The sequence below is a fragment of the Paenibacillus sp. TCA20 genome, assembly GCF_000732325.1.
Classification (GTDB): Bacteria; Bacillota; Bacilli; order Paenibacillales; family Paenibacillaceae; genus Paenibacillus; species Paenibacillus urinalis.
In genome coordinates this window covers 72791-91546 of the sequence record NZ_BBIW01000002.1, presented here as the reverse complement: position 1 = coordinate 91546, position 18756 = coordinate 72791, and the positions used below count along the sequence as shown (strand labels likewise).

Below are 18756 nucleotides of genomic sequence, written 5' to 3'. Positions count from 1 at the left end.
AGAAGAGATTCGTGAGCAAACAACAAATCGGAGTAGCTGGCCTTGCGGTCATGGGTAAGAATCTAGCCTTAAATATGGAGAGCAAAGGCTTCACTGTAGCTTTATATAATCGTTCGTCTGAGAAGACGAAAGAACTGTTGTCAGAAGCAGAAGGTAAAAATTTTGTAGGCACATACAGTATTGAGGAATTCGTCGCATCCATTGAAACACCGCGTAAGATCATGATGATGGTCAAAGCCGGCGAACCGACGGATGCGCTTATTGAACAGCTTGTACCTCACTTGGAAGAGGGAGATATTCTTATTGATGGTGGAAACGCCTATTTCCCTGATACTGAGCGCAGATATCAAGAGCTCGCAGCCAAAGGACTACGCTTTATCGGAGCTGGTGTTTCCGGCGGCGAAGAAGGAGCACTTAAAGGACCGGCCATTATGCCTGGTGGGCAAAAGGATGCTTATGATCTCGTGGAACCTATTCTTACGGCCATTTCTGCAAAAGTAAATGGAGATCCTTGCTCGACTTATATTGGAGAAGGCGGCTCCGGTCATTATGTGAAGATGGTGCACAATGGTATCGAATATGGGGATATGCAGTTAATCGGTGAGGCATACCACCTCTTGAAGGATGTACTTCATCTGAATACAGATGAGCTGCATGAGATCTTCACAGAGTGGAATCGCGGTGAGCTGGACAGTTACTTGATCGAGATTACAGCGGATATCTTCTCCAAACAAGATCCGGATACAGGTAAGCCGATGGTTGATGTCATTCTGGATGCTGCTGGTCAGAAGGGTACCGGTAAATGGACAAGTCAGAGCTCTCTTGACCTGGGGGTTCCGCTCTCCATCGTAACTGAATCTGTATTTGCACGCTTCCTGTCGGCAATGAAGGAAGAACGCGTACAGGCCAGTAAGATTCTAAGCGGTCCTGATACCAAGCCTTATGATGGTGACGCAAAAGAATTTATCGAAGCCGTTCGTAAAGCTTTGTATGCGAGTAAGATTGCTTCTTACGCCCAAGGATTTGCACAGCTTCGATCCGCATCAGATGAGTACAACTGGAATCTGAATTTCGGAAGCATTGCCATGATCTTTAGAGGAGGCTGCATTATCCGTGCCCGTTTCCTCGAGAATATCAAGGAAGCTTATGACAAGAATCCGGAGCTCAAAAATCTGCTGCTGGATGATTACTTCGGCTGGGTCGTGAACAACTATCAGGAAGCTTGGAGAAAAGTAGTTTCTATTGCCGTTCAGTATGGCATTCCGGTTCCTGCGTTCGCTTCTGCTCTCGCCTACTATGACAGCTATCGTACTGAGCGTCTTCCGGCGAACTTGCTGCAGGCTCAGCGCGATTACTTCGGCGCGCATACGTTCAAACGTGTGGATAAGGAAGGAACCTTCCATTACCAATGGATGGAGTCCGCTGACAAGGTTCTGGAGACGAAATAGAACTGCAATATAAAAGATGATTCGAATGATCAGAGTGCTCATGACTGCCGTTAGGTAGTCATGAGCACTTTTTTTAATAGTAGCAATTCACACAGTGTTCAATCCTCTTCCGCATATAGGAGGTTATAATACAATGTAGACAACCTCATGGATCGTGAGGGAATGAGGAGGAACATTTCAGGTGTATGCAGGTGTATTTTTTGCGATAGGTATTATTGTAGTAATATTGATAGGCAGAGTCGTATTTGAGAAGATGACGAAGGAACCGGATCCTGACAAGCATGATCATGATGATAAATAAATTTTCTAGATGAATATAATACTTTTTTGTCGAAATTTGCTATGATGAGGGAGAATAACACTTCATATAACATGGGGAGGGGAAGTATGGGCAAGAAAGTGGCAGTATTAGGTGGAGGCGTGGCTGGTCTAACGGCAGCACATGAGCTCGTCGATCGCGGTTTTGAAGTTGAGGTGTACGAATTCAAGGAGATTCCAGGGGGAAAAGCACGCAGCATGCCTTATTCCGGTTCTGCTGTAGGGGATCGTTCGGATCTTCCAGGAGAGCACGGATTTCGGTTATTTCCGAAGTTCTATAGACATGTCATTGACTCGATGAAGAAAATCCCTTATGAGAATGGGAAGATGGTATACGATAATTTGGTGGAAGTGCCCCGTCTGGATATTTCTACAGAGACACATCCACTCGTTCCACTCGTGACCGAGATGAAATTCTCACTTGATGATCTCCGTGATTTAATCAAATTGTTATTTGATAATGGACTAGGCTTAACAGAAGCTGATCTGGAACAATATACATCCAAGCTATGGCAGGTCATGACCAGCTGTGATGAGAGACGAGAGAATGAATATCAAGACATACCTTGGTGGGATTTCATTGAAGCAGACAAATATTCTCCAGCCTTCCGCAAAGTGTTCGGCAATATAACGAAGACACTGGTCGCCTGCAAGTCCACTAAAGCGAATACCAAAACGGTAGGTACAGTTGCGGCACAGATGACGCTGGATATTTTGACCCCAGGCTTATCGTTTGTACGCATACTGGATGGACCTACGAACAATCGCTGGATCGACGCCTGGGTTCATTATATCGAGAGCAAAGGTGCCAGCTACGAAACTGAGGCGCAAGTGAAGGAATTCCATTATGAGAACGGTCATATCACCGGAGTATCGGTAGTGAAGAATGGAGAGAGCCGCACGATCACAGCTGATTACTATGTAGCTGCGTTTCCGGTAGAGATCATGTCAGATTTTATTACGAACGAAATGGCAACGGCTCATCATGAATTAGGGAACATCCGTCTGCTGTCGAAGTCCATCGACTGGATGAACGGAATTCAATTTTATTTGAAGGAAGACGTCCCTGTGGCCCCTGGTCATGTGATGTACTTTGATTCACCATGGTCATTAACCTCCATATCGCAGGCCCAGTTCTGGGATGGCTTCGATTGGAGCAATTATGGAGACGGACAAGTTAAAGGCGTCTTGTCAGTAGATATATCCGATTGGGAAACCGAAGGAATACATATTCGCAAACCGGCTATGGATTGTACACCGGAGGAGATTAAAGAAGAGGTATGGGAGCAGCTAAAGAGGGGATTGAATGTAGGCAGCACCATTTTACGTGATGAAGTGCTGCATTCATGGTTCCTGGATACAGATATACATTTCGAGAATCCGCATCATACGGTGAATCTGGAGCCCCTATTAATCAATGAGGTAGGAACTTGGGAACTGCGCCCGAATGCGTATACCTCCATTCCGAATTTATTCCTCGCCTCCGACTATGTTAAGACCAACACGGATCTTGCTACGATGGAAGGTGCTAATGAAGCAGGGAGAAGAGCGGTGAATGCCATTCTTCATGCAGCAGGCTCTAGTCAGAAGCAGTGCAAGATTTGGGAGATGTATGAATATGATCTTCTTGGTGTCGATTATTTGGCACCATGGCATGCACATGACCGTCACCGCTATCACAAGGGACTTCCTTGGGACGGTAAAATCTAATCGATAATTCCCCAAAGCATCGTCTTGTAAAAGACGGTGTTTTTTTGTGCTTAAATTTAGCATCTTCAAGTTTAAAGAACGATCTTTAACTAATCTTTAGATTGGCTTGAACGTAACTTTAACCGATTCTAGTAAGATCATAAGTACCAAGTGAGGAACCTAAATATAGAAAGGAAGATTACGATGCATACCCAATCAATTCCTGTGACAAAAGTTATCGTCAGATTGGCGAAGGGGGAGGAAACGTTTGTTGCTGTCAGTAACGATTCGGGTTCTACCGAATACGACTGGAGAGTTGAGCCGGGTTCTCCCATAACGGTTACCAGTGAGGTATATGCCTCTGTTCCCGTTAAAGATAATGCATCATTATCTCCTTCCGTTCTGCATGTATTTACCCTAAGGCTTGAACAAGAATTGACTGGAGAGTGGATCGAGCGAATTGAGCTGATCTCTCCGGCACAAGGCGAGACGATTCGAGTGATTGAAGTCCATATTGGAGCTGTTCATCATGGTTAATCCGGTGCTTAATCGAGATGAGGCGATGCGGTGGGGAAACATGATCAAGGCTTTATATATAGCAGATGAAGGAGCTTTCGATGAGGGGACTTCTGCAAAAATCCCTTGTCCTTCCAATTGGTGCATCATTGCGAATATTACACTTGAGCCTTCCCAATTCCAATGTCATTCGGAACAATATATCGGTTATATTGTTCAGTCGGTCACCGATCCGTCCATCCGGGCGATCCTATTCCGTGGGACAGCTGCGCTGCTTAAATGGGCAGAGCATTTCGATTTTTTCCTGCTGTCCTATACTGAACCAGGCGGAATCGGCAAGGTGGAGGAAGGATTGGCGAGGATGTACCGTTCCTTGAAGGTATGCTGTACGTCGACAAATAAAGTGCAGATGCTCACATCCTACCTTGAGGAAATGAATGCTTCTCATTTGACCGTGGCAGGCCATAGTCTCGGGGGTGCATTAGCTAAGCTCACTGCTTTTGCAGCCGCTTTTTACAATATAGATACAGAGGTTTACACTTTCGGTTCACCCATGGTGGGGGATCGGGTATTCACAGAGACATATGAACAGGCTGTTCCTCGTACGTTTCGTATATATAATGTGCCAGATATTGTTCCGAAGCTGCCGAGCTACGAGCTGGGGTACGTTCATCCGGAATCAGGATATCAAATGAATTCCTTGAACAATCCCGTGATTGGACGTGGAATTACCGATTACCACAAGCTTGATACATATCTGTCATGTATTGCTCAATTCAAGTTAGAGCACGATCAGAATAAAGAAAGAGTTGGATGATATGCACAATTTATTCCCGGATAATCATAAACGTAGAGCTAGGTGGATTGAGCTGTATACCGATATAGAATCCCTGCTTCCCCAAATGAAGGAAAAGTATAAGCATTTCAAGGAATTAAACGATGAACTACATGATAAACTGGGCCTGCTGTATACAGAGCATGACTGTGCTCCACATGCAGAGCTCCATGATATATGGAAGGTGTCTGAATTGACACAAGGTGCTGCGGCGAGCAGTACACTGCTGAGGATATCCAGCCTAATGATGTGTACGGCTGCAGTGTTCAGCTCAATTCAGCTGTTTGCTCCTGAAGCTGCAGCTGCAGTACAGCGCATCGGAACCGGATTATTTGATTCGGCTTGGGCAGCGGGGATCGCTGGCTCAGCCTTCGGCGCGGAGGGGAGTGCCGTTATGACTGCAGGCGCGCTGACAGCTGGTGCTGTTGTAACGATTGCGGCGGCTGGAATCCGTGCTGCACAGCAGATGGCGGTAAGAAATAAACTGCGCAAAAATATTCATCATCTGAATCAAATTCGAGCAATGAAGCTATTGACCTTGAATCGACTAGATATCATCATTCGCTCTATGCACTACATAAAGTGTGAATTAGACCAAATGCAGGACAGAGGGGATGCCGTTACTCGGGTCACATTGCAGCAGATGGTCATGAATTTTGTAGAACCTGCTGTAACCAAAGCAAACGCACTTCAGCTGTCAGATGCGGTGCTTCAATTGGATCAGATGGACCAAGCTCGTGCCTCATGGACGAAGGACGATGTGGTCCCTACAGCTTCACCTAAACCTCAGCGTTTTTTTCAAATTGATCAGGTTCCGATACAAACCCTACCCTTAATTCCGGCAGATCTAAAGGCACTGAGCCTGACTTCACCTGACAGCCTTGAACCCAAAGAGGTCTATCCTGTCTTAAGATCCAATAGCTGTACCTATTGGCCGCTCAGCTACGCAGATCATCGAATGGGGATGGCTATTGTCGTGTATGACTCTGAGGGGAATTTGATTAAACGGTGGGACAAGATCGGCGCGAGATATATTGTTGACATCATGGCCAATCCGACGAATCAAGCGATGATCTTCAGAGGAGAATCCAATCATTATTTTTCGATGTCATGGTCAGAACTGGGGGCAATGTAGATAGAGGAATTTTGTCGAATAATGGAAGAAAACTTCTTCTCACTGACAACGCTTTTACGTATAATGAACTCAATACCACTGCCATAAGTATAAGTGAAAAGGTGAAGAAGATGAGAATTGGCGAATATTCCGGTTACGAACGATTGAATGACGGGAAGTATGCAAGTGTTTTTCGAGCACGCTCTAGCAAGAATAATCTGAAATACATACTTAAAGTACCGAGAACGGAACCTCCTATTGTTGAAGAATGGCAAAAATTAAAGCAAGAATATGATATGATCAACAGTCTACCTATAAAAGGAATCGTCAAATCGATCGAGTTGATTCCGTACTACAATGGCTATGCGCTTGTGCTTGAGGATAATGATGGCGTATCCCTTCAGCAATTGATTAAAGAAAATTCTCTATCGCTTGAAGCTGCTCTGGAGATTGCCATCTCTATTGCTTCCATCGTAGGGCAATTACACCGACATCGAATTATTCACAAAGATTTAAAACCAAGAAACATTATCGTAGAGCCGGAGAGCAGTCGTGTTTGGATTACAGATTTTGGTATAGCGAGCCGCTTTCAGTCTGAGTATGTTGGATCGACAGCTTATGGTCAATTAGAAGGAACACTGTCCTACATGTCACCAGAGCAGACGGGGCGGATGAACCGAATGGTGGATTATAGAACAGATCTATATTCTCTTGGTGCAACCTTCTACGAAATGCTCACTGGTGTTCCCTTATTCCAGGCGGAATCGCCGATGGAATGGGTATATTGTCATTTGGCGCGTACACCGATAGCGCCTTCACATTTGGATGCTCGAATTCCTTCGGTTTTGTCTGACATAATCATGAAATGTTTGTCCAAGAACCCGGAGGATCGATATCAAAGTGCACAAGGCTTGGAGTATGATCTGTCCTACTGCCTTAATGAACTGGAGCAGCATGGATATGTAACCGAATTTGTAATTGGTGAGCAAGATAAGAAGGATGTCTTCTACATACCAAGCGGTCTCTATGGGCGAGATATGGAAGCAGCCAGACTTAGACAGCTGTATGAGCGCCTTCAGTTTGGAAGCACGGAATGTGCGATGGTAAGCGGGCTTGCCGGTTCTGGGAAGTCGAGTTTGGTTCAGGAGCTCATGCTGGATGTTACACTTGGCGGAGGACTATTTGTATCCGGTAAATTTGATGTCTTGAAACGTCAGGTTCCTTATAGTGGTGTGCTGCAGGGATTGCGTGGAATCTTACGCTCCCTATCATCTGAAACTGAAGATGAGCTTGCTGTATGGAAGGATCGTATTACCCAGAAGCTCAAGGAGAGCACGCGTGTGCTTGTTCATATGCTGCCCGAATTAGAGTGGATTATTGGTCCCCAAGATGCGGTGGAATCCCTGACGGCTCTATCGGCTGCAGAAGCAAAGAATCGTCTGCATTTTGCGGTATTTCAGTTGCTTGAATGCTTGGCAGAGCATAGACCGATTGTATGGTTCGTGGATGATCTTCAGTGGGCAGATCCGGGCTCGCTGCAGCTCCTTCACTTCTTAATGACGGCGTCCAATGCGCCTTCACTGATGCTGATCGGAGCATACCGGGCAGAGGATTGGGAGAAGGAGCATTTGCTCAGATGGTTCGTGGGAGAGCTTAGTTCACGTTTAGAGAGAACGGAACTTATTACACTGGCTCCTATGGATGAAAAAATATTAAATGCACTGCTTGAAGATACATTTGGGTTAGGTATACAGCAGTCTCATCGCTTCCAGAAGATTGTGATGGAATATACCGGAGGTATTCCATTTGATGTGAAACAATTTATATATGGTCTCATTGAGCAAAATTTAATGTGGCTGGATGAGGATTCAGGAGCTTGGATGTGGGATGAGGATCAGCTGCTGACAAGGAAGGTATCCGATCAGATGTCAGGATTCCTCTTGCAGCGAATTGATCAATTGGCAGAGTGCGAGAAGGAGACGTTGAAGTATGCTTCATGTATTGCAGACAGATTTGATTCGGAGCTTCTTGCCGAACTGTTGCAAGTCGAGAAGGCGCAGCTTCAGCTTCAATTAAATCCGTTGGTTGATCTAAGATTAATTGCACCGTCTGGGCCCTCTGAATATATCTTCCTCCATGATCGAATTCGTTATTTCTTCTATCATCTATTGAATATGGACGAGAAGCAGCAAATTCATCTTCAGACGGCCAGACTTATTGAACGCAGTACGAATGGAGATCGCGAGGAACGATTATTCCTGTCGGCACATCACTACCGGCTAGGCTTATCATTGCTGAATGATAAATCCGAGAAACTGCACATTGCACAGATCTTTCAGCTTGCCGCGGAGCAAGCCAAAGCCTCGGGTGCATACGACTCGGCTGCAGAATGGTATTCTAGTGGAATTGAGCTTCTTGAGGAGCGGGATTGGGAGCTATCCTACGAGCTGGCATTCCGTTTATTTCTCGGGAGATGGGAGTCTAATTCACTGCAAGGAAGATTTGAAGAAACGGAACAAGGATTTGAAGAGATTCTCGAGCTGGCAAAGACTTCAACCCACCGTGCAGCGGTCTACACCGTTATGATTAATCAATATACGCAGAGTGGACAGCACGAAAGAACGATATCCATGGGGATGGAAGGACTCAGCCGTATCTTTGGACTTCAGTTAAATGCGGCTCCAAGTCAAGGCTCCCTGCATTTGTCACTACTCGATATTATGTACCAAAGGGTTAGAAAAGGAAGTAGAGAGAAGCGAAACTCACGGGCTCCGGAGATTCAAGCTGAAGTTAGAAGTCAGATGAAGCTCCTGATGGATACAGCGACTTCTGCTTATTTCGTTAATCCAACTCAATATTTATATATGATGCTGACGATCGTCAAATATTCGATTCATTATGGTAATTTTACCGAATCTTCTAACGCTTATAATGCAATGGGATTACTGTTAGGCTCGGGGTACGGAATGTATAGCCGAAGTTATGAGCTCGGTTGTTATGGGGTGGAGCTTAGCAACCAGTTTAAGCATCCAGGACTTCGCTGTAAGACACATTTTACCTTTGCCGTATTTATTTCTCCCTGGAAACGTCATTTACGTCATACTGTCGACGACTTATGGACTTCCTATCATGCTGGAATGGAAGCGGGGGATCTAGTCTACGCAGGCTATGCAGTAACCTATATCCTTCTTGCTCACGATTTTCTCGGTCTGCCTGCTGAGCGTTGGATTGAAGAGGCGGACAGGCATCTGCCTTTCTTGAGACAAACGGGCAATCCAGAGACGGTGCATATGATTGAATTGGTACGCAAGACACATATTCGCCTTACAGAAAGCTATGGTCCAAACGTAATGTTGTCTGATTGTGAGACCGAGGAAGAGATGTGGATTAAAGAGCTCGAGGGAATTCAGAACCAGGTCGTCATCCAGGTCTTTTACATGAAGAAAATGATGCTGTCTTATCTATCAGGTGACTATGAAAACGCTTATGACATGTCAAGAAGATCAAAGGGAGCGCTGGCTGCTTCATTCGGCTTGTTTCATAAGGTCGAACATGAATTATACACGGCGTTAACGATATATTCGCTGATTGAGCAGGCTTCGAAGGATCGGAAGAAGCTCCTGCTTCAGGAAGCCCGCCAGTGCGAACGCAAATTGTATCGCTGGGCGCGAGAAGCACCTGAGAACTATGAGCATCTCTATTTGTTGGTCAGAGCAGAAAGATATCGTGCTGAAAGCAAGTTGAAGCAGGCCGAGAGAAGCTATGAGCAGGCGGTAGAGGGAGCTAGAGCTAACGGGTTTTATCATTTTAACGCGATTGCCGCTGAACGCATGGCAGACTTCTGTTTGGCTGAAGGCCGGATGACGGCAGGCCGGCTGTACATGGCGGAGGCTTACAATTTATATGAGCAGTGGGGTGTCGTGAACAAAGTGAGAAGAATCGGAGATGCTTATCCGGAATTTAAATCAGGCTCGTATAATACAACCACGACCATATCGACGGATTTTCTGGATCTGGAAGCCATAATGGGCGTCTCACAAGCGCTGTCACAGGAAATTGTGCTTCAAACTCTGCTTGAAAAAATTATGACGATCCTGATTCAGATATCAGGAGCAACCAGAGGTGTACTCGTTGTTAAACAAGCAGAGGGTCTCTATGTAGAAGCTGAAGGAGAAGGTGGAGGCAAGGTTGGAGACGGCATAGCCCGACATACAGCGGCTGAGGAGATCCATAGCTATAAGGAAGTTCCATTGTCCATTGTGCAGTATACAGCGAGAACTAGTGAAGATGTAGTGCTTGATGACGCTTCAAGACAAGGATTGTTTGTCAAAGACCCCTATATACAAAACAATGAAGTGCGCTCTATCTTGTGTATTCCCATTCTGCATCAAGGCACGTTAAATGCGATTGTATACTTGGAGAACCGGTTTACCTCTCATGTGTTTAACGATGAGCGGAGAATGGTTGTTCATATGCTGGCAGGTCAGGCTGCGATATCCATCGAGCATGCGAAATTGATATCAACTCTCGAGCATAAAGTAAAAGAACGAACAGAAGAATTGATGCAGATGGAGAATGATCGGCGGAAGCTTCTCGCTAATATATCGCATGATCTTGGAACACCATTGACCTCGATTCAAGGCTATGTTGAAGCCATCCTGGACCGTGTCGTAACAGAAGAAGAACAACAGCGCAAATATTTAAGGGTAATTCATTCCAGAGTTCTCAGCATACAAAGATTGTTCAAAGATTTGGTGCAGCTGAGCCGAATGGAGGCCAAGCAATTAACGATGACCAAGACTCCAATGCATGTGGGAGTATTCGTACAATGGTTATCACAGAAATATGAGCTCGATATTGAGCAGGCGGGAATTGAGTACGTGGTGAGTCTTGACCCTACTGTGATGGATGCAACGCCTGGGGAAGACATGCACATCTTGGTGGATCGGGAGCGGATGGGACAAGTATTTACGAATCTGATCAGCAACGCCATCAATCATACGTCCAAGGAAGGTTCAATCACTTTGTCAGCGGTCATTAGCGATGAAGGTCATCATTTAATTGTACAGGTGAAGGATACGGGGGTAGGGATTTCGGAAGAAGATATACCTTATGTATTCGAAAGGTTCTATCGCGCTTCGAAATCCCGAAATTCAAAGTATGGTGGAAGTGGACTGGGTCTTGCTATAGCCAAAGAAATCGTTCAATTGCATGACGGTGAAATCTGGGTAGAGAGCACCCTGGGTCATGGCAGTGCGTTCTATGTTAAACTTCCTTTTATTTCTTGAGAACTTGAAGCAGCCGGCTGTGCGTAGAATTTATAACCGACTCCGCGCACGGTCTGGATGTATTGCGGCATTGATGGATTTGCTTCGATTTTTTTGCGTAAATTGCTGATGTGAACCATTACCGTTCTGGTGTCTCCATAGTGGTCTGCTCCCCATATAAAGTCAAACAGCTGCTCAGTCGGGAAAACACGTCCCGGCTGGCAAGCCAGCTTATGCAGGATATTGAATTCCGTAGCAGACAGCTGCACAGCTGTACCGCGAATATGTACTTCATGCGTTGTTTCATTAATTAACAAATCTCCGAAGTTTAGAATATGACTATCATTGAATACCTCATTACTGGTGACTACAGACTGAGGCTGCCGATGAACCCGGCGAAGATGTGCCTTAACTCTGGCAACCAGTTCTCCCGGACTAAACGGCTTCGTCATGTAATCATCCGCTCCTACACTCAATCCACTGATCTTATCCCAGTCCTCACCTTTGCAGCTTAAGAAAAGAATCGGGGCAGGGGTATGATCTCGAATCTGACGGCAAATTTCTAATCCGTCCATGTCGGGAAGCAGAATATCAAGAATAATCAAATCAGGCTGCAGCTCGTAAACAGCTTGAATCGCTGCCTGACCTGTACTTACCGTAGTTACATGATACTGTTCTCTCTCCAGGTATAATCGAATAAGTTCACTGATTTCGAGCTCGTCATCCAGTACGAGAATGGATTCATGGGACATGCTAATTTCACCTTCTTGCATTATTTAATAGTCAAATTATACCTGACCCGTGTCAGATGCGAAATAACTTATAGATAAAATGACCTATAAATTTTGATAAGCTCTGTTTCATCAAGAAAATAATTAGGATATTAAGGAAATTTTGATGGTAAGAAGGTATAATAGTGTGTGGTTTTCACTGCAATTGTACTTTATCTTATAAAGGAGCTGCCTTAATGTCTTCTGTATTACAAGAGCTAAGCGAAAGGAAAGTATTACCCTCCTACTGGATTTATATTTTTGAATTCTATGTGATTGGAATGCTCTTATCTCTTTCCCTCACGGCAGGCCCGGTCATCCTTGTGTTAAGGTGGCCCACGGTTTGGTCTGTAATTTCTCTTATAGCGATCCCGGCAGGTATCTTTTTCTTCATTAAGTTGTGGAATGGATTGAAGCAATGGATATGGAGAAATAATCATTTGGATCATTTTCAACTGCATGAGGATCGGCTGGAATTTACACTGTGGGATCGCGATACGAAGGAAAAATCGGAAGGAAGTCTGCACTTCTCAGAGGTAACGGACCTGTATTATGGCCGTCATGTTGTTTCATCTAATTATATTTACAAGAAACACAAGAAGGGAGAGCGCTATGAGAATATATCCCTGCTGCCGATCCTCTATTTTGTTTATCAGAACGGATCAGAGGAGATGGCTGTGGCTCTTCCATTTGATGACGAACGGGAAGCGAATCGATGGCTTGAGTTACTCAGTGCCAAGCATATTCCACTATCATTAACCTCCGTCGTTACCGTCAATTTTCAGCAGGACCCTGTACCCGAAGAGATGAAGGCGGACACGTATTTGACCCGTGCCGAATTTAATGGGAACATCGAGTGGGCCTTCCGGGATTTCATTGACCGAATTGTGGAGGAAGAGGAGACTAGGGAGCCGACAGAGGAAGAGCTGGCTGAGCTTGAGGATGAGGAAAAATGGCATGAATATCATTTGGAGCTTGAACGAAGGAAATCTTCTTTTAGCGGCATGGGCAAGCTGGCATGGATCATTTTTCCGATACAATATGGTGTTGGGGTCTGGTATGTAGATTTAGCTGTTAATGGAAGCGTCGAGCCAGACGGAATGCTGATTCCTTTTCTCTTATCAACGATGTTCGGAATTCTGATGTTTATAATAGTCAAATGGATGAGTTGGAAGCAAATTCTATTATTCCATGGAATCTCATTCTTTGGCTTTTGCTTTATAAGCAGCTCCGACATGGAGACAGATCCTACATATTTAGCGACTCAAGGCTTACTTGTGGCAAGTGTATTTTCCGTAATATTTATCGTGCCTGCCTATTTTATAATTCGTTTTCTTAGAAAAAATCGGGATGAGAAGAGCATGCCGGTTCCTCCAAGCAGAGGACAGCATATGACGTGATGCTCAGCCTTTAATAGTAAAAACGCAGACCGATTGGACTGCGTTTTCTTTTTTACGGTTGTGTAGTATAACTATAACGGAAGGTTTGCATCGGCTGTGAGGTATAGATCTCGTCGATTTCTTTTTGCGCTCCGGGCTTCAGATGAATTCCCTCGTATGTTTCTGAGAAAACAGTGTTCATTCCCTGATCAAATACAACGACCTCTAGATCACCATCAAATGTGGTGTTTGAATAATTCCCGGCATATACAAGCACATGGGCTGACTCTTCATCCTTAAAGGCTCCGACTGTGATGTACACTTCATCATTCGATTCCGCATTCAACTTGTGAACAGGAGAAGCGTGCTCTTGATCCAGCTCCTCAAGCATCATTTCTTCCTTATAAGAGCTCTCCTGAACAATCAGTCCAATAGGAATCGTGACGAAGAAGTAGATGACAAGGGCGGATATGCCCGTGCTTTTTAGAATAGTTCTCTTATCATATTTACCGATTACAAGAGCAGTGAACGCAATGATGACGAGTACAACGACAATTAGATGCCAGGGGGAGATGAACATTTCTGGATATAATTTCATTTCAATTCCTCGCTTTATGAGATGGTAGAATAGAAGTGATTAATTATATAGGATGCATCCTAATAGATTAATAGTTCAATGCTATCAAAATTACATTTTAATTGTTTCATATTAGTGATGCAGATGTAGAAGTTTGTCGAAATCATGTTAGGAGATTAATTAATGTTAAACTCAAGAAAAAATCTGGTAAGTATAATACTCATTGTGGTATTCAGCTGTGTCGTCATGGGGTATATCGATGCTGTACTCAAGCCTGATTATGCTGTTAAATCCATTATCAAAATCATTCTGTTTCTCACCTTACCGGCGCTGTACGCCTATTTCAGCAGGGAGGTTTCTTTTCAAGCCCTGTTCAAATTCGATAAGAAGAGTCTAAAGTTTGCCATGCTGCTTGGCATCGGCGTATTTATCATCATTTTGGGAAGCTACTTTCTCATTGGACCTTACTTTGATTTTACCCAAGTGACGGGAGCACTGCAGAATAATATGGGGGTCAATGCGGGTAATTTTGTATTCGTAGCCATCTATATATCGATTGTCAATTCATTGCTCGAGGAGTTTTTCTTCAGAGGCTTTGCGTTCTTAACTTTGAAAAAGCTTGCCGGCCGCAGGTTTGCTTACCTGTTCAGCGCAGGAGCATTCGCAGTCTACCACATTGCGATGATGACGAGCTGGTTTACGATTGCTTTGTTCGTATTACTGATTGTCAGTCTCTTTGTCGCAGGTGTGATCTTCAACTGGCTGAATGAACGAAACGGGAATATTTATGCCTCGTGGATGGTACATATGTGTGCTAACCTCGCCATCAATACCATAGGTTTTATCTTGTTTGGGATCATTTAAAAAAATCGAGGTGTTCCATATGAAAGACCCTGGGATACACATGATCCCAAGGTCTTTTTAAGTTACCGTCATAAATAAAAATGTCAGTTTATATATTCAGGGGTTCGCCGCTGAATATTTGAAGTTCCATGGGTGCAGCTAGAAGCTCTTTTGCCTTATGAGTGAAGGCAGTGAAGTGAGCACTTGCATTATGTGCTCCTGCAGCCTCCATATCCTTCCACAGCTCGACCATGGTGTACTTGTGTTCTTGCTCCGTTGATTTCATGAGCTCATAGCTGATATTTCCTTCTTCCGCTCTTGTTGCTGCAAGAAGCGATTTGACTTCTTCGAGAAATACAGCTTCCTGTTCTGGTTTAATGAATAAATTAGCATGAACGATAATCATGGTGATGACCTGCCTTTTCCTAAAAGTAAGTTAGTATTTGCTAATATTGCTCTGCATGCGCTGCAGCATATCATTGAGAGCTTCGACTTCTTCCTTGCTGAAATCCTTCAGCATTTGATTCACAAATGTCATCTTTTCTTTCTTGTAGTTCACAATATGCTTCCGGCCATCTTCGGTCAGTCGAACAAAGGTTACTCTGTTATCAGAAGGATTACGTCTTCTAGCGACCATTCCGTCAGATTCAAGTTGTTTCAGATGACGAGTAATGGCGGCACTGTCAATATTGATCGCTTTCTGCAGGTGAGTCTGGTTGACCTCGTCTGCAAGATACAGCTGATATAATAAGTCATATCGAGAAGAGCTGATCCCGGTATATCTTTCAAACTTGGGGCTGATCTGATTATTCAGATTCTTTAGCAGATGCAGAATGTGCTCCTGTTCTGAGAATGAGCATTCCATATAATTGACCTCCACTCATTATTTGAGCTATCAATTAATATAATGCAAATTCCCATGGTGTGCAAGGTAACACGAATAGGAATACAGCATACTCTCCATCTAATTACCGATCATTTCCACACAGCGACTTTATCTACAGGCAAACGATAAGAGGTGAATCCTTCACTTGCTGCTTTACCGATGGTGATGAGCATGACGGGTACATAACGCTCTTTGTCCAGACCGAATGCTTCCGCAATCTGATCCTTCTCAAAACCACCGATTGGATTGGTATCATAGCCATGGGCACGTGCAACTAGCATGAGCTGCATTGAGACAAGACCGGAATCCAGCAAGAGAATATCACGCATAGCTTGATCTGACATATTTTCATACATCGGTTTAAACGCGCCAAGCTGCATATCTTTGACTTCCTGAGGCATATAGCCAAGCTCAACGGCATTTCCATAAATCTCTTCGGCATAATCAAAATTATTCATGTCTCCGAACACCGCAATTACAGCAGAAGCGGAGAGTACTTTGTCCTTATTGAATCTTGCGAGTGGAGCAAGTGTAGCTTTGGCCTCATCGCTATCGATGACCACAAAACGCCAAGGCTGCATATTGATTGAAGAAGGAGCTGTAACCGCCTCTTCCAAAATCTCTGTCATTTCTTCTTTGCTGATCTTGACGGCAGGGTCATATACTTTGATGGAACGACGTCCATACACGATTTCGTTAAAATCATTGGTTTGTTGATATTTACGCATAGTTATTACGACACTCCTTGGTTATCTATTTAGTTGACTACTCAATATTTGATAAGTCAATGGTTGATACGTCAATTAATATATGATATCGCTGTCGATTTTGCAATACTTAATTTCTAATGACAAGTCACCAATCCAGGGGAAACCCTTGCCGTTCTAAGACTTAAGAGATCATAAAAAAAGCCGATCCACACTGGATCGACTTGGCTCATCGCGTATAGATCTGATCAGGCTCTTTTATTCTCGACCGATTTCATGCGGTTCTGATCATCGAGCTTGCGATCCGTACTGAATTCCTGCCCTGCTTCTAATTCCGTATGACCTGATGCACTGCGCGCAAATTTGGTAAACTGTTCTTTCTGTTCATCCAGCTTGTGCTTTTGCTGCAGCAGCTCTTGTGGATCCTGTTTTGTCATATAAAGCGAACCTCCTTCTTTAGTCAAAGTGCAGATACCTTAAGAATGTGACTGATGATCAGCCTCATCTTTAATTTCCTCACGAAAACCGGAAATACTATGCTTGCGGCGTTCATTTTTTTCTTGAATTTGGGCTTTTTCCTGAGCAGGAATTTCATCTCCGAACTCTTCGAGATAACCCTCAGCCTCACGGTAGTTCTCCATGGTGTTTTGTACTGCATTTTGCAAATGCTCTACATTATCCTTGCGATTATCTGGCTTAGCCATACGAAATACCTCCCATAAATGATGATGTTGGATTGGAATTTGGACAAAATCCTTACTTAGGAAGTTTTCCTTAAGACAGACACGCTTATGCATTTAAGCACTATTTTTGATCACATTCAGGTGGAAGGATGAGCTTAACCGTAATGTGTAATAATAAGCAGGATACAGGAGAATAAGCCCATATGGATGATACATTCGTTCCATTTACCTATGTAATTGAGTGCGGAAGCAAGTATGATATAAAAACGGGAGATGGAGCTGTCTAACCGAATTGACATCAGAGAAAGAGAGTGAAACTAACCCATGGTACAGGATGAGAATTTGACAAGAGGGTTAAAAAACAGACATGTACAGCTTATCGCCATAGGTGGAGCGATTGGCACCGGTTTATTTCTGGGTGCAGGTAAATCCATTCATTTGGCTGGTCCTTCGATATTATTTGCTTACATAATAACGGGCATCATATTATTTTTCATTATGCGGGCACTCGGTGAATTGTTATTAAGCAATCTGAATTATCACTCGTTCGTGGATTTTGTTAAAGATTATATGGGGAATGGAGCCGCCTTTGTCACGGGCTGGACCTACTGGTTCTGCTGGATTTCAATTGCCATGGCAGACTTAACGGCTGTCGGTTTATATACTCAGTTCTGGTTTCCAGAAATCCCTCAATGGATGCCGGGTCTTATTGCACTTGTGATCCTGCTGATCATGAATTTGGCAACCGTGAAGCTGTTTGGGGAAATGGAATTCTGGTTTGCTTTAATTAAAGTTATCGCGATTCTTGCCCTCATCGTCATTGGAATCGTGATGATCGTGAGAGGATTCTCCACAGATCAAGGTCCTTCCAGCTTCGCGAATTTATGGGAGCACGGAGGCTTGTTTCCGAATGGGATGAACGGCTTTTTACTATCCTTTCAAATGGTAGTATTTGCTTTTGTAGGAATTGAGCTTGTTGGTCTGACAGCGGGCGAGACGGAGAATCCGGAGAAAGTCATTCCGCAGGCGATCAACAATATCCCTATCCGAATTTTGATCTTCTATGTAGGTGCACTGCTGATCATTATGAGTATCTATCCATGGAATGCGATTATTCCGGATGAAAGTCCATTCGTACAGGTATTTCTGGCTGTAGGTATTACTGCAGCAGCAGCAGTCGTTAATTTTGTCGTGCTGACCTCTGCGGCCTCGGCTTGTAACAGCGCGATTTTTAGTACAAGTCGTATGCTGTATTCCTTAGCGAAGGACGAGAATGCTCCTAAACGTCTAAATAAACTGAACAGAAGAAGCGTGCCCTCGAATGCTTTGTATTTCTCTTGTGCGGTCATATTAATCGCCGTAATTCTGAACTATGTGATGCCGGAAGGAGTATTTACATTAATTACGAGCATTTCGACCGTGTGCTTTCTCTTCGTCTGGGCAATGATCGTCATCAGTCATTTGAGATACCGTAAGATGAAACCGGAATTGGCACGCAGCAATAAGTTTAAGCTTCCGTTGTATCCGTTCTCTAACTATTTGGTCTTGGCCTTTCTTGCCTTTGTGCTTGTTATTTTGGGGCTGGCTGAGGATACGAGAGTAGCTTTGTTTGTAACTCCGGTATGGTTTATTATCGTTATCGCAATTTATCACCTTCTTAAGAAGAAAATAGCTTAAAGATATTCTCAACTAGAGTCAAGGCTGTGTATGCCTTGGCTCTTTTT

Annotated in this window: 16 protein-coding genes; 9 read left to right on the top strand and 7 right to left on the bottom strand. The window is 44.1% G+C overall.

From position 1 onward, the window contains the following. The first annotated feature begins 11 nt into the window (after positions 1 to 11). The 6 genes from gndA to TCA2_RS04140 all read left to right on the top strand — a co-directional run bounded on the left by gndA (position 12) and on the right by TCA2_RS04140 (position 11208). Positions 12 to 1448, top strand: coding sequence for an NADP-dependent phosphogluconate dehydrogenase (gndA, locus tag TCA2_RS04165; protein WP_047910326.1), 1437 nt, complete (start codon positions 12 to 14; stop codon positions 1446 to 1448). A gap of 387 nt (positions 1449 to 1835) precedes the next feature. Then, positions 1836 to 3476: an FAD-dependent oxidoreductase gene (locus tag TCA2_RS04160; protein WP_047910325.1), complete on the top strand. Its 1641-nt coding sequence runs from the start codon at positions 1836 to 1838 to the stop codon at positions 3474 to 3476. A gap of 183 nt (positions 3477 to 3659) precedes the next feature. Further along, entirely contained in the window at positions 3660 to 3992 is a 333-nt protein-coding gene (locus tag TCA2_RS04155; RefSeq protein ID WP_047910324.1) for a hypothetical protein, read from the top strand. Beyond that, entirely contained in the window at positions 3985 to 4788 is an 804-nt protein-coding gene (locus tag TCA2_RS26035; RefSeq protein ID WP_052511730.1) for a lipase family protein, read from the top strand. The genes TCA2_RS04155 and TCA2_RS26035 overlap by 8 nt, the downstream gene beginning before the upstream one ends. A 1-nt stretch (position 4789) precedes the next feature. Beyond that, on the top strand, positions 4790 to 5941 hold the full coding sequence (locus TCA2_RS04145) for a hypothetical protein (RefSeq protein ID WP_047910323.1): 1152 nt from the start codon (positions 4790 to 4792) through the stop codon (positions 5939 to 5941). A gap of 110 nt (positions 5942 to 6051) precedes the next feature. Then, positions 6052 to 11208: an AAA family ATPase gene (locus TCA2_RS04140; protein ID WP_193745983.1), complete on the top strand. Its 5157-nt coding sequence runs from the start codon at positions 6052 to 6054 to the stop codon at positions 11206 to 11208. Here the strand turns inward: TCA2_RS04140 and TCA2_RS04135 are convergent. Next, positions 11181 to 11939, bottom strand: a complete 759-nt coding sequence (locus TCA2_RS04135; protein WP_047910321.1) for a response regulator transcription factor — start codon at positions 11937 to 11939, stop codon at positions 11181 to 11183. The genes TCA2_RS04140 and TCA2_RS04135 overlap by 28 nt on opposite strands. A 215-nt stretch (positions 11940 to 12154) precedes the next feature. Between TCA2_RS04135 and TCA2_RS04130 the strand changes: the two genes are divergently transcribed. Next, complete coding sequence (locus TCA2_RS04130; protein ID WP_047910320.1) at positions 12155 to 13357, top strand: hypothetical protein; 1203 nt, start codon at positions 12155 to 12157, stop codon at positions 13355 to 13357. A 52-nt stretch (positions 13358 to 13409) separates the two neighbouring features. Here the strand turns inward: TCA2_RS04130 and TCA2_RS04125 are convergent, their stop codons facing one another. Then, positions 13410 to 13934 carry a hypothetical protein gene (locus tag TCA2_RS04125; protein WP_047910319.1) on the bottom strand — a complete coding sequence of 175 codons (525 nt, stop codon included), beginning with the start codon at positions 13932 to 13934 and terminating at the stop codon, positions 13410 to 13412. Between the two features lie 162 nt (positions 13935 to 14096). Between TCA2_RS04125 and TCA2_RS04120 the strand changes: the two genes are divergently transcribed. Next, positions 14097 to 14777, top strand: a complete 681-nt coding sequence (locus tag TCA2_RS04120) for a CPBP family intramembrane glutamic endopeptidase (RefSeq protein ID WP_047910318.1) — start codon at positions 14097 to 14099, stop codon at positions 14775 to 14777. Between the two features lie 88 nt (positions 14778 to 14865). On the opposite strand, the gene TCA2_RS04115 is transcribed toward TCA2_RS04120, so the two are convergent. The 5 genes from TCA2_RS04115 to tlp form a co-directional block, all read right to left on the bottom strand. After that, positions 14866 to 15162 carry a putative quinol monooxygenase gene (locus TCA2_RS04115; protein WP_047910317.1) on the bottom strand — a complete coding sequence of 99 codons (297 nt, stop codon included), beginning with the start codon at positions 15160 to 15162 and terminating at the stop codon, positions 14866 to 14868. Between the two features lie 30 nt (positions 15163 to 15192). After that, positions 15193 to 15621 (bottom strand): MarR family winged helix-turn-helix transcriptional regulator, encoded by a 429-nt coding sequence (locus TCA2_RS04110; protein WP_047910316.1) that lies wholly within the window; start codon positions 15619 to 15621, stop codon positions 15193 to 15195. A 110-nt stretch (positions 15622 to 15731) separates the two neighbouring features. Then, positions 15732 to 16370, bottom strand: a complete 639-nt coding sequence (locus TCA2_RS04105) for a nitroreductase family protein (RefSeq protein ID WP_047910315.1) — start codon at positions 16368 to 16370, stop codon at positions 15732 to 15734. Positions 16371 to 16597: 227 nt separating this feature from the next. Beyond that, a complete protein-coding gene (locus TCA2_RS04100; protein WP_047910314.1) occupies positions 16598 to 16786 on the bottom strand; it encodes a hypothetical protein in 189 nt (62 codons plus the stop codon). A gap of 39 nt (positions 16787 to 16825) precedes the next feature. Then, positions 16826 to 17053, bottom strand: coding sequence for a small acid-soluble spore protein Tlp (gene tlp, locus TCA2_RS04095; protein WP_047910313.1), 228 nt, complete (start codon positions 17051 to 17053; stop codon positions 16826 to 16828). 303 nt (positions 17054 to 17356) lie between these two features. Between tlp and TCA2_RS04090 the strand changes: the two genes are divergently transcribed. Continuing rightward, positions 17357 to 18709, top strand: a complete 1353-nt coding sequence (locus TCA2_RS04090) for an amino acid permease (protein ID WP_047910312.1) — start codon at positions 17357 to 17359, stop codon at positions 18707 to 18709. Positions 18710 to 18756 lie beyond the last annotated feature (47 nt).